The following is a 12,133-nucleotide window of genomic DNA, read 5'->3' as shown; positions in this document are numbered from 1 at the left end:
ACCGTCGTTTCTAAATGCTGCCCGTCGGTTAACCTGACCACCGACGGGCTTTCCTCCTTACACAATTCAAGGTTAGCCAACGCCATGATTCGCTACTTCTGTTTGACCCTGCTCGCGGCAGCGTTAGCTACAACAATGGGTTGCTTCGGTCCGCAACTCGACAAAATTCCTGTGACCGGGGTGGTTAAGCTGGAAGGGCAGCCACTACCCAATGTGGAAGTCACATTCGTCTCCGATTCCAATCCGCTGGCTTTTGGTATTACCGACGAAAACGGTGCCTATACAATGGCCACCCGACGCTATGGTGAAGGGGTTGCCCCTGGCAAGTACATGGTCAAGATCCTGGAAATACCTGCCGGAGCCAACGGCAACCCGGGTACCAAAGTCAAATTTCCCAGCGTTTACAGTCAGAAGGGAGTCGAAGTCGTTACCGTCGCTCAAGATGGCCAAACGGTTTTCGAATTCGATCTGAGTAGTAAGCCACCGAAAAGCAAAGGCAATCACGACGAGACCCAAATTGAGGCGGCTGAAGAATAAGCAACTTCACAGCCCCTGGCGATGCTCGAAATATCTGCCCTGAAGGAAACGGCTTAGCTCTTCACTTCAGGGCTTTTCATTTTCTGGGGCAACGGCGGCCGCCGAGTGGGTGTCGTCATCATCAAGAGATGGGATGGCGAGCACGCAAACCTGTTTGCGAATGTCTGTTGTTCGCTGGGAATTGCAGGGCTCTTTTCGGTTATCATCCATCGCTTACTTGATGCCTGATCGATTCTTTTCGAAGACACCTTTTACGCCGAGGCGGCCTGGGTCGCGGGCGATTTTGTCGGCGAAGACGCGGGCATCTTCCACAATCGGACGCAATCGCAAGGTCAACTCACGAATATTCAAAGCCGCGTCGTTCAGGTTTTGATAGAGATGAGGGTCGTTGATCAGCTTGCCAATGGTTCCATTCTCTTCGTTCACGCGGCGACCGAATTGAGCCAATTGAGCGACCAAGATGTTTAAGTTCTCGGTGGCATTCTCTAGGTTGGCGACCAGTTGTTCGCCTCGCTCGCCCAGCGGCTGGGTGAAGCCTTCCAGGTTTTCGAGATTGGTGTCAGCCCGGCTGGCGACGGACTTCAACTGTTCGATCAGTGCACGTGATTCCTTGATCGTTTCCGGCAACCCGTTGAGGGCTTCTTTCAACTGTTGATTTAGCTGTTCGTCTCCCACCAAATTCTGCACCGCGGCCAATGTTGTATCGAAACGAGTAATCGCTCCGTCGGTCTTGTGTAGAATGCTGCTGAAGCTTCCCTCGTTGTTAACAATAACCCGATTGGCGTTTTTGGTCAAAGTGCTGATGTTCGTGCCGGCTTGTTGCAGGGTGTCGAGCGATGCGTTGAGTTTCTCCTGCAGATTAACCAGGACAGCCAGCGGATTTTCGGCGACAGAGCCTTCGATTTGCGCAGCGTTGGGAAGGGGCTCGTTGGGCAGGCCAGGCCGGTCTGTCGGAACGAATTCGAGGGCCGCGTCTCCTAGTAGCGATTCGGAAACAATACGACAAACTTCGTTGTAGTGGGGCATGTATTCCTGTTCGACCTTTAAGGTGACGAGCACCTTTCGATCGTCGCGCAGTTTCACATTGCTCACTCGCCCGATCAAAATACCGCTGGTCCGCACCGGAGTATCGACCGTTACCCCAGGGGCCGTATTGAAGACAACATACAGAGTCTCTTTGTCCGACAGAAACTGTGGCTGTTCTCCTAATAGGAAGAACAGGATACCTGTTAGCAGTATTGCCACTAGCATCACAAAACCGACTCGAAATTGTAAAACGCGGTCGTCCATGCCACACGTTCCTTCCGGCTAGTCGCCAGCGAAGGCTCCCATCTCTTCAATCCGTTGCCCTGCTTCCCCATGGACAAACTGCGTCACGCGTTCGTCTGGGCAATCCTCGACCTCGTCAGGCCCACCGTCGTACAAAATTTGCGGCTCGGCTTCTTTCAACCGTGGGGCAGGGTACATCATGATCATCCGGTCTGCCACCTTATGAGCCGTACGCATATCGTGAGTAACCACGATACTAGTCACAGGGTATTTACTGCGTGTTCGGAGAATAAGTTCATTGATTACGTCGCTCATGATCGGGTCGAGGCCGGTGGTTGGCTCGTCGTACAAGATGATGTCTGGCCGCAAAACCAATGCCCGCGCCAGCCCAACTCGCTTACGCATCCCGCCTGAGAGTTCCGCTGGTTTCTTCCAGACGACAGACTCCGGCAGCCCGACTTCCTTCAAGTGCTGATAAACAATGTCACGGATCTCGGACAACGGTTTGCTGGTATGCTGCTTCAACGGAAACGCAACGTTCTGCCCAATCGTCATACTGTCGAACAGGGCCGCGTTCTGGAACACAAAGCCAAATCGAATTCGCTGCGCGGTCAATTGCCGATCGTTCAGGCGATTTATATCCTGGCCGTCGAAAATGACTTCTCCCCGGGTAGGTCGGACCAAGCCGATCAACGATTTGAGAAGCACGGTCTTGCCGCAACCACTTTCGCCAATTAGGGCTAACGTTTGCCCCCGAGGAATGCTCAGGCCGATATCGCGCAAGATGGTTTGTCCAGCGAACTGCACAAGCAAGTCGTTTACTTCGATAATTGGTCTGGCATCGTCAGCTTCCAGGCGCGCGTGCATGGCTTAGCCACCCCCACTGATCGAAATCATTTGGTCGGGCCACAAGGTCATGTAAACGCGATCGAGGCCAATGTTGAGCACCAGGTCGATTACCAAGATCATGACAAACGAATAGACGAACGCCGCCGTCGCCGCCTTGCCAACTCCTTCGGCCCCGGCGGTACAGTAAAACCCTTGGTGGCAGCTAACCAGTGCGATCACGCCGCCGAAGAAAATACTTTTAAACAGCCCGCAGAAGATATCCCACGAACCGACAAAGATCTGAGAATTGTATAAGTAGTAGTGTTTGTCGATGCCAATAATGATGACCGAGTAGAAGTATCCACCGACAAATCCCATGAAGTCGGCCATCACGGTCAAAGCTGGAATCAGTAGCAACATGGCCAGCACCCGGGGGACCACTAAATAGTGGATCGGGTTTGCACCCATGGAAGTAAGGGCATCGATCTGCTCAGTTACCCGCATGGTTCCTAGCTCTGCTGCCATGGCACTACCAACGCGGCCAGCCAACATGGTGGCGGCCAGCACCGGTCCCAGTTCGCGGACCAGCGACATATTAATAACCGCTCCTAACCGGGTCTCGAGTCCCAGTTCACGGAATTGGTAATAGCTTTGCACGGCCAGAACCATACCAATAAAGGTGCCCGTCAGCGCAACCACCGGCAGACTCATCACGCCGACCTGGTAAAAGCTGGGCAACAATGTTTCTCGGCGAGGCCAACGTCCGAATGTCCAGACAATCGTGCGCCAGGCGAACAAGGTCAGCACGCCGATCGAAGTAACCGTGTCGATCGCGACACCGCCCCAATCGGCTAACCAATTGAACAGCGCCAATTGCACGGACGACAACATCGAGACCGGTGCGTCTTCGGTTGGAAGCTGGGGGTGTTCGTCCCCATTCGAATTTGAAATCGTCCCTGTCGACAAAACCGTCTCGCTTTTGTGCTAGCACTTTTTCGCAGCCATCCCATGCCGCTTCGTCTCTTCTTTCATCGACCACGTCGGGCGTAAGGCTTCAGTAAGTTATACCGATTAGAGAGACTATTCATGTAAAGTCGCTTGGGAATGCTAGCACGTCGCTGGGTATTTCACGTGGTTCCCCTCTCAGAAGAAGTTAGCGCAAAGCACATAAATGCCCTTATCGTAGTGAGAAAAACCGACGATAATAGGCGGACATCTTCCGACCCGTTTGTGCGGCGGTGGGTGCCTTTCCTTACGATTTCCCCCCCCTCTCTCAATTCGAGGTCACTACCCGCAACCGGGGTGGCAACTTGCATGATGGCAACTTTACGGGCCATTGCGTCGATTCCGTTAGGCGTTCTCGCCGGCATGGCAGCTATGCTGTTGCTGCTGACTCCCTGTTTCTTGATGTACCCGCTCCCTGCGGGCATCGATCTGAACAATCCGGCTGATGCCGAGGCATTTGGGCGTCACCTGGCCTCGCTACCAACATCGGCATTCGTGCTGGTGCTGATTGCGCACGCAGGCGGAGCTGGCTGCGGGGCGGCGTTTGGCCGCTTGATCGAAGGGGAGCCGATTTGGCGCGAGTCGCTAGTAATTGGGGCAATCTTTACAGCGATGGGCTTGATCAACGCAATTTCGTTGGGGCTTCCCTTATGGTTCACCCTTATCGACCTGCCTCTGTATTTGCCGGCAGCGATGCTGGGAGGCTTGGCGTTAGATGCCGTGCTGAATCGGCAAACGGTTCCGCAAATGAAGAAGGTTAACGCATAAAAGAAATTGGGGAGCCCAGATCGAGCTCCCCAATTCGCTGTCAGAATCATTCGTCAGCGGTTAGGGCATAATGACCTTGTCGATCACGTGGATGACCCCATTCGAGGTCACGATGTCAGCCTTAATCACTTTGGCTTCGTCAATCATTACGTTGCCATCTTTCACTTCAATATCGATGGTCGATCCTTCCACCGTTTTCGCTTCCTTCAGCTTCATCGCGTCCTTGGCCATCACTTTGCCAGGCACAACGTGGTAGGTCAGGATTTTGACGAGCTTGTCCTTGTTCTCTGGTTTCAGCAACGAGGCAACCGTGCCTTCTGGTAAAGCGGCAAAGGCTTCATCTGTGGGGGCGAATACCGTGAAAGGGCCGTCGCCTTTCAGGGTTTCGACTAAGTCGGCGGCGGTTACTGCCGCGACCAAAGTCTTAAACTTGCCAGCGGCAACTGCGGTGTCGACAATGTCTTTCGCACCGGTCGCTTTCTTCGCATCCTCGGCGAAAGCAGAAGACGTAACGAGTGCAAACGCAAATACAGCAGCAAGAGCGAGTCGTCGGAAAGCCATGGGGAATTACCTTCTTCTAATAAATAGAATCGTGGAACTAGGTGATCCTCAGCGAAGCCGGCAGCGCATCAATGCGGTTGCCAGAACTCTTCACCTAAGGAAACTTGCAAGGCGAGATCTCGCGTCTGACACAGCAACCGGAAAGACGTTGAAACGATTAACAGATGTTTTTTGAGAAATCGATTGGATGAGTTTGTTGATTCCAAAACGCTTGCCAAGTCTTGGTAGATTCGCCCTAGCTCTGATTCTGGGTTGCTTCGCCTCGTGTAACTCATCCAATAGCGAGAAGCTAGAGACCATTGCCTTGGCGACATCAAACTACCAAGACACCTTCAACCAGCGTCCGCCCATACTCGTGACCGATGCGGATGGCAAGCCGCTGCATAGTTGGCGGGTTCTTATTCTGCCATTTATCGAAGCAAACAGTTTCTGGGATGAATACGACAACAAGGCTGCCTGGAATGATCCGACCAACGACGATTTGGTCGACGGCAAGCGGCATCATCCTGGCGACAAGTTCCCTTACCCCGCTAACGTCGGCAAGTTCTACCAATCAGGCAACTCCTCCCATTCTCAGGAAACTCGCTTTGTGGTCCTTGTTTCAGGACCGCTCGAAGCAAAGCCATATCAAAACGATCAAATTGCCTACTATGTGCCGGATAGCCAGCCGCTGATCGTTCTGGAAGTCGAATCCTCTGGCATTCACTGGATGGAGCCCCGCGATATTGCCGGCGCAACTGCCGACCAGCCCACTTGGAATACGTTGGCAGATGTGAAACCAAAGATCGTTCGTTCGATTGAAATCAACTCCGACGAGACAACCATTCGTGAGCGAGAAGAAACTGCCTCGTTTTTAGATGCGTTACCGGGGTTGGGGGCTGTCGACAGCAACCCTGCGTAAGGTCAGCCGTGTGGCAAAGGCGGTTACGGCAAAAGGTCTTTCAGTTCGACTTCCACCTCTTTCACTTCGCCAGCTTGCTGTAGCTTGAGCTTTAAGCGTGTGCCGGCTGGTTGAAAGAATTGATGGTTCACGGCGCCTTCATCTAGCGAATCGAGTCCTTCCACGGCGATCAGGATGTCTCCTTTTTTGATACCAGCGGCATCGGCAGGAGTCCCCTTAAGGACATGAGCGATAAGTTTGCCTTGTTGATCTTCGTCGGCCACAAACACAGCACCCAAGCGGTTTTGAATATGAGCTGGTGCGATCGATTCGGTGTAGACCGAATTGGTTTCCCGGTCGACTAAAACTCGCATGTTGCGCAGGGCTTGGATTCCGATGGCAGCAACAAAGTCATCCCCGCCGATTTTTACTTCTTCTTCCGAGAAAGGACTCACGGCAACATCATAGAAGACCAAATCTCCCAAGTGAAACTCTTTCGCCCAGGCCATTTCATGGACTGTCGTTTTCCCTAAGCCATATCGAAACGTTTCGAGCGTAAGGCCAGCGTCAGGGTTTTTCTCGCGCCATTTTTTCCACAGTGCTGGCTGAACGCGCAAACCAAAAACCGCCCCTGTATCGAGAAACACACGCCCTAATGGTTTTTGATTTTGAGTGACTTCAAAGAACAGTTGCCCGCTTCCCTCTTGCATCTTCCATTTCTGCCAGCGATCGTTCTGCGGAATCGTGGTAAGCGGGGCTACCACACGTTGATAACCATCGATCAGCAACAAACTGGCTCCCAAGTTCGTCCAAGAGAAAACGCCAGCAATGGGTTCCTGCGGCGAGAAATCGAGAACCGGCATCCGCATCTTGGCCTGCTCGCCAAACATGGCGATTTGAAACTCCTCGGTCCAAGGTAATGGCGGTGTGCCGGCGAGCATTGGTTTATCGCCGAGGACTCCCAATTGCTTGGCTGCGGGCAGAAACAAAGCAGAATGGGTTGCTCCGGTATCTAGCAGCATGCGTATTTGCTTGCCGTTGACAGCACCTTCCACGAAGATTCGATCGCCATGAAAGTAGGGCAACGAAGCCTGATTGGGTTGAGCTGAAAGGTTTCGAGGATTCGTAACCAGCACCAGTAATCCCAACGCAATGAATATCGGAATCGACTTGGAAGACATCGTTAGGCTTTCAATTGGATGATTCCACTAAGGAGTAAGCGGGAATTGATTTATTCTCTTGAACTTACCTTTCGATTGCAAATGCGCAACTAGGGCCGAAGATTTCTCAAGGATTCATCACGGTTTCGCTCAGGGGACCGGTTTCTATTACTCAAAAAAGGATGCGCCTGGCTACCGAAACCGTGCTAGAGTTCGGTGGAGGCCAAGGTCTCCGATCCTCTTGAACCTACCCCAATATCGCCTCGCTGGAGACCTTCCCAGATGTGTGATTCCCGCTCAAACTCGCGTCGCAAGTTCATGCGCAATACGGCCCTAGCTGCGGGGGCATTTAGCCTGAGCCCTCTTGCCTCGCTCTCTGCCGAGACCAAACCAAGCTCCCTCGTGCCGGACGATATTTTGTCGGATTTGGTGGCTGGGAACATTCGTTTTGCCAGTGGCAAGCCGACCGTTCAACCTCGCACACCGGCCGATTTCGCGCGAGACGCGCAAGGCCAGGCTCCCCCAGCGATTATCCTCGGTTGTGCCGATTCGCGTGTTCCGCCAGAGATTGTGTTTGATCAACCGGTTGGTGGGCTATTTACTTTGCGAGTGGCTGGCAACATGGTCGGTTCCGGCCCGATTCTGCTGGGCAGCGTCGAGTTTGCCGTGGCCGAGCTAGGGGCCCGCTTGATCGTGGTGATGGGGCACAGCTCGTGTGGTGCCTGCCGGGCAGCGATCGATCACATCGATAATAACGACACCTTGCCAGGGGCAATCGAAGGGATGGTCGATTACATTCGTCCCGTCGTTCGCCAAGAGCAAGGCAAACCAGGCAATAAGCTGGTCAACGTGACCAAAGCCAACGCCGTTTACAACGCCAAGAAGCTGGCCAAAACCGGCAGCATCGTGCCGGACTTTGTTCAAAGCGGCAAAGTAAAAGTCGTGGGGGCTTACTACGACCTGTCGACCGGTGTGGTCGATTTTCTCGATACCTAACAGCTCGCGGAACTGACCGCTGGGGAACCGATTTAAGCGGTTCCCCAGTTGGTCATCCTGCGATGCGGAATATCGCATTCATAGAAAACTTCGCCATAGGCAGCAAAGCCATGCTTGGCGTAGAAACCGATCTTGTCTTGCTGCGAGTTGAGAAAGACCTTGTCGTGCCCTTGCTGGCTTAGGTGCTGCATAATGAATGCCATTAGCTGGGCCCCCACCCCAGTACCCCGTTCTGACTTGCGCACGGCAAAACGTGAAATCCGAGCGACTTCTTCCCCGTAAATAACTCGTCCCGTTGCCACCACATTGCCCTGCTTAATGGCTACGAAGTGCTGGGCCTTCGGATCGAGTTCGTCGTATTCGCCATCCTCTGGCACCCCTTGTTCCAGCACGAAGACCTCGCGACGAAGTCCCATCGCCAGGTTGGCCAGGTCACTAAAAAACGGAACCGGTAGAATCTCGACGGTGCTCATGAAAATGGTTTTCAAACAGGACGAAAGGATGGTGCCGGATTTTGCTTCTAGTATATTGATTCGTTACCCAGACACCCACCCCCACGGCCCTCGCTTCTGAGATCCCAAGATGCCTGAAAAAGATTTTGCACCGATTGAAAATGACTATGCCTTTTTCATGGCCCATGCCACCGAAGCGGAAAGCGATATTGCGGCCTATCAGCGAGAACTAAATGGCTTTCTTCGTGAACATCCTTCGCTGCGGTTGCTTGACTTTGGGTGTGGTAATGGAGACTTTTCGGCTCCGCTACTGAATGCGTTGAATCTTCCGCCAGAGACATTGCATCTCACGCTTTGCGAACCGGTCACGCATCAACTTACCCAAGCTGCCGAGCGGGTTGCCCGCTTCAGCCAGCATTCGGTCGAAACGCTGGAACACCTCTCTGCGGCACAAGATCAACAGTTCGATTTGATTCTTTCCAACCATGTGCTGTACTACGTTCACGATCTAGTGCACACCATCGGCGAGATGCGACGGGCCTTGCAGCCAGAAGGCAAACTGGCCTTTGCGATCGCCAACAGCGACAACACGATCATCGAGTTCTGGAAAGCCGGCTTCGCCCTGATCGATCAGCCGGTCCCGTATTACATGTCGGAAGATGTCCAGCAGGCCCTGGCCGAAGCAGGCTTTGACGTGCAGAAGTCGGAAGCCAAGTTCCAGCTTCGCTTTCCTGACACAGAAGAGAACCGCATGAAGATCTTACGCTTCTGCTTCGGCCACCACCTGGAGGCAATTCCCCTGCCACAACTGGTCGGCCAGTTCGATCCGTACAGCCAGGACGGAACAATTGTGATCGACACGTACAGCGATCACCTGGTGGCGGAACGGAAGTCGGAAAACTAAAGGCCGATATCGCCTTAACCATTTCGAGTTCCCCCCTAGAAACAAAGAGTCTTGGCAAAGCTTACTGAATTTGAAGGGCTTACTCGATTTGAAGGTAATCTCCCTATGTCGACCATCGAAGAAATCGATCACATCCTGAATGACTTGGGTGCGTTCATTGCAGGTTGTCAGCCTGAAGTGATGGTAAGTGATGCTGAGTCCAAACTTGGTGCGTCTTCTTTTTGTGCGATGGGATAACGCTAGCTGGGACGACAACGAGTACTATGGGCTAACTCGCAATGGCGACTTTGACAATGGCGATGTCCCGAACTGCGTATAGTTCACCATAAGATAGAAAACGACCATCGGCCTGCCTTATCGCCGAGTTGTTTTTCGCAACAGCCCGCCGTCTGCCCCGGGATTCGCCCCTTCGACCGCGCGGTAGACCGAGGTAGAAAAGCTCCCAAACAAACAGTGAGTCTTGTTTTCTTCCCGGGGCCCTTGGGAATTCCTCTAATTCTCATCCAAATCAGTTGACTACCTGTGTAGTCAGTCGCTATATTCCGACTACACGAGTAGTCACACAAGGCGAAAAGCAATGCCGAAGCGCAAACCTCTAGGCAAAGTTGAACTCGAACTGCTGCAAGCAGTCGAAGACCTGCAACCTGTTACCGTTCGAGCGTTAGTAGAACATCTGGCGGACAAAACAGGTCAGGCTCGCACGACCATCCTGACAACCCTCGAACGATTGCGGGCCAAGGGATGTCTGACGCGACGTTCAATCAATGGGGTCAACCACTACTCTCCCCGCGTCTCTGTATCTGAGCTATTACCTCGAATTGTAGATGACTTTGTGCAGAAGATGCTCGGTGGATCCGTTTCTCCCTTTGTTGCTTATTTGCAGGGCCAGAAGGAAGTCGATCCAGATGAGTTGGCTCAATTGAAATCGTTGGTGGAAGAGCTCGAGACAAAACAGGCCAAAAAGGATACGAGGAGGAAGAAATGAATGATTTCCTGACTCAATACCTTACGATTTGGTTCGATGCTATCTGGAGAGTAACTTGGCAGGGAACCATCGTGGTCCTGATTGCCTTGCTGATCGACTTCCAATGGAAGTCCATGCCGCCCATCTGGCGAAATTGGCTGTGGCGATTAGCCTTTCTCAAAATCGCCGTCGCAATACTACCGCTCTCAATTCCCCTTCCACTGCTTCCAGCATCGGCCGAATCTAACGTATCTACGATAACAAGCGAATTCGTAAACGTTACGCTTTCAGCTTCTCCTCCCGAATCTTTGCAGTCATCCTTGCCGCTATTGAAGTTTCTCCTGTTTTCAGTCTGGCTCATCGGCTTCATCGCTTGCGCGATTTCAATTTGGGAGTGCGGCAGGCAAGTCCGAAAGAAATTGCAGAAATCGACCTCCACCCTCGCGAGTAGCCTGCTCATGCAGAATGTACGGGCGATTAGTCGCAAGCTAGGCCTGACCGTTATTCCCGAGGTTCGGTTGGTACCAGGATCGAACAGTCCCTGTGTACTTACCCGAAGAAAACAATCGATCATACTTCTCCCGGAGCAGTGGCTTGAATCATGTTCAATGTCAGAGCTGCGATTATCTCTAACCCACGAACTGGCGCACTTGGCACGTGGCGATTTAGCATGGAATCGTTTTTTCGTTTGGTCGCGAGCGGTACTTTTCTTCCATCCTTTGGTTTGGATTGCTATGCGGAGATATCTCCTGTCTCAGGAAATGGCCTGCGACCGTATCGCGATTGCGAAAACTGGCGGAAATCGCGGCGAATTCGCCCGTCTTCTCTTACAACTTGCGGAACATGCTACGGCAACTCCAGTTAGTACCGTGGCAATGATAGGCTCGACTTCTAGTCTCAAGGAAAGGATCGCATCCATGTACCAGGCACACTACAAACCCACGATGTTTATCGCTTGGGCGGTGACGGCAATGGGAGTTTTAAGTCTCATGCCATTTGCAATTGCCCAGCAGCGAGAGCAAGTCGTGGTGAACCAAGATGCCGGCGGGCCGAACGTGTCCGTATCTGCGAACGCATTTTCTCGAGGGTCAGGGTCTGCCGACGGCTTGGGTGCTGGAGCAGGTATGGGAAGAGGGAATTCGGACGGGGATTCACGGGGCTTTGGTATCGGTGGCGCTATGACGCGTACAAAGTCGCAATCGCGCGGTGGAACTTCGATATCGATCAACACGAATCCTGCGCAAGTCGCCCCAAAACCTGCAGCTCTGTCCCAAATGAATCTTGAGAAACCTTCCAGAATGAAACAATCGATGATTTCGGGAAATACAGGTGCCAACGAGGCGTGGACACGCACAACGGAAGCAACTCTTAATGGCAACAACATAACGATTGTTGAAAAGCCCAATACCATTTCGCTCACGCTCGAGCATCCAGACGGAACGGAAGAGGTTTTTGTCGCGAAGGACCTACGCGATTTGGCGATTCAATCGCGCACAGCAGCCGCCATCTATCGTAAACTATTGAACCCAAAATCGACTGCCGGCAACAACATGGGAATTGCCGCCAATCCGGGAAATAACATGCCCCTTGACGCTTCTGTTCTGCTGCGGCAACAAATTCAATCAATGAAAGACGAACAAGGTTCCCAAGGTGGTGTGTTCGACCTTCTTCTCAATGAATTAGACTCACTTGCGAAGTAACAGCACGTATTATCGGATGACCCTTATGGCCTTCCGCGAAAGCAGATTGCGCAAGGCCTTATCTTGAATCTGGGTGTCTCAGATCGCGGGCAAATTGCTTACTTACAAA

At 52.6% G+C, this 12,133-nt stretch carries 14 protein-coding genes; 8 read left to right on the top strand and 6 right to left on the bottom strand.

From position 1 onward, the window contains the following. The first annotated feature begins 84 nt into the window (after positions 1–84). On the top strand, positions 85–537 hold the full coding sequence (locus tag DTL42_RS12650) for a carboxypeptidase-like regulatory domain-containing protein (protein ID WP_114369085.1): 453 nt from the start codon (positions 85–87) through the stop codon (positions 535–537). Between the two features lie 213 nt (positions 538–750). On the opposite strand, the gene DTL42_RS12645 is transcribed toward DTL42_RS12650, so the two are convergent. The 3 genes from DTL42_RS12645 to DTL42_RS12635 are packed head-to-tail and all read right to left on the bottom strand — an operon-like array spanning position 751 to position 3,525. Continuing rightward, positions 751–1,827, bottom strand: a complete 1,077-nt coding sequence (locus tag DTL42_RS12645; RefSeq protein WP_114369084.1) for an MlaD family protein — start codon at positions 1,825–1,827, stop codon at positions 751–753. An 18-nt stretch (positions 1,828–1,845) separates the two neighbouring features. Beyond that, positions 1,846–2,673, bottom strand: a complete 828-nt coding sequence (locus DTL42_RS12640; protein ID WP_114369083.1) for an ABC transporter ATP-binding protein — start codon at positions 2,671–2,673, stop codon at positions 1,846–1,848. 3 nt (positions 2,674–2,676) lie between these two features. Next, positions 2,677–3,525 (bottom strand): MlaE family ABC transporter permease, encoded by an 849-nt coding sequence (locus tag DTL42_RS12635; RefSeq protein WP_114369223.1) that lies wholly within the window; start codon positions 3,523–3,525, stop codon positions 2,677–2,679. A gap of 423 nt (positions 3,526–3,948) precedes the next feature. Between DTL42_RS12635 and DTL42_RS12630 the strand changes: the two genes are divergently transcribed. Further along, positions 3,949–4,407: a hypothetical protein gene (locus DTL42_RS12630; RefSeq protein ID WP_114369082.1), complete on the top strand. Its 459-nt coding sequence runs from the start codon at positions 3,949–3,951 to the stop codon at positions 4,405–4,407. Between the two features lie 60 nt (positions 4,408–4,467). Here DTL42_RS12630 and DTL42_RS12625 read toward each other — a convergent pair whose 3' ends face one another. After that, positions 4,468–4,968, bottom strand: coding sequence for a fasciclin domain-containing protein (locus DTL42_RS12625; protein WP_114369081.1), 501 nt, complete (start codon positions 4,966–4,968; stop codon positions 4,468–4,470). Positions 4,969–5,155: 187 nt separating this feature from the next. Here DTL42_RS12625 and DTL42_RS12620 point away from each other — a divergent pair, with 187 nt between their 5' ends. Beyond that, positions 5,156–5,869, top strand: coding sequence for a DUF1559 domain-containing protein (locus DTL42_RS12620; RefSeq protein WP_114369080.1), 714 nt, complete (start codon positions 5,156–5,158; stop codon positions 5,867–5,869). 23 nt (positions 5,870–5,892) lie between these two features. Here the strand turns inward: DTL42_RS12620 and DTL42_RS12615 are convergent, their stop codons facing one another. Continuing rightward, positions 5,893–7,029 carry an aspartyl protease family protein gene (locus DTL42_RS12615; protein ID WP_114369079.1) on the bottom strand — a complete coding sequence of 379 codons (1,137 nt, stop codon included), beginning with the start codon at positions 7,027–7,029 and terminating at the stop codon, positions 5,893–5,895. Between the two features lie 261 nt (positions 7,030–7,290). Between DTL42_RS12615 and DTL42_RS12610 the strand changes: the two genes are divergently transcribed. Next, positions 7,291–8,004 (top strand): carbonic anhydrase, encoded by a 714-nt coding sequence (locus DTL42_RS12610; RefSeq protein ID WP_114369078.1) that lies wholly within the window; start codon positions 7,291–7,293, stop codon positions 8,002–8,004. A 32-nt stretch (positions 8,005–8,036) separates the two neighbouring features. Here DTL42_RS12610 and DTL42_RS12605 read toward each other — a convergent pair whose 3' ends face one another. Beyond that, positions 8,037–8,477, bottom strand: coding sequence for a GNAT family N-acetyltransferase (locus DTL42_RS12605; protein WP_114369077.1), 441 nt, complete (start codon positions 8,475–8,477; stop codon positions 8,037–8,039). Between the two features lie 109 nt (positions 8,478–8,586). Between DTL42_RS12605 and DTL42_RS12600 the strand changes: the two genes are divergently transcribed. From DTL42_RS12600 to DTL42_RS12590, 4 genes are all read left to right on the top strand, one after another. Continuing rightward, positions 8,587–9,360 (top strand): class I SAM-dependent methyltransferase, encoded by a 774-nt coding sequence (locus tag DTL42_RS12600; protein WP_114369076.1) that lies wholly within the window; start codon positions 8,587–8,589, stop codon positions 9,358–9,360. A 51-nt stretch (positions 9,361–9,411) separates the two neighbouring features. Then, positions 9,412–9,597 (top strand): hypothetical protein, encoded by a 186-nt coding sequence (locus DTL42_RS26005; protein ID WP_147274261.1) that lies wholly within the window; start codon positions 9,412–9,414, stop codon positions 9,595–9,597. A 340-nt stretch (positions 9,598–9,937) separates the two neighbouring features. Then, on the top strand, positions 9,938–10,345 hold the full coding sequence (locus tag DTL42_RS12595; RefSeq protein WP_114369075.1) for a BlaI/MecI/CopY family transcriptional regulator: 408 nt from the start codon (positions 9,938–9,940) through the stop codon (positions 10,343–10,345). After that, positions 10,342–12,024, top strand: a complete 1,683-nt coding sequence (locus tag DTL42_RS12590; protein WP_114369074.1) for a M56 family metallopeptidase — start codon at positions 10,342–10,344, stop codon at positions 12,022–12,024. The genes DTL42_RS12595 and DTL42_RS12590 overlap by 4 nt, the downstream gene beginning before the upstream one ends. Positions 12,025–12,133 lie beyond the last annotated feature (109 nt).

Origin of the sequence: Bremerella cremea (assembly GCF_003335505.1) — a bacterium.
Taxonomy (GTDB): domain Bacteria; phylum Planctomycetota; class Planctomycetia; order Pirellulales; family Pirellulaceae; genus Bremerella; species Bremerella cremea_A.
This window is presented reverse-complemented; position numbering and strand designations above follow the sequence as displayed.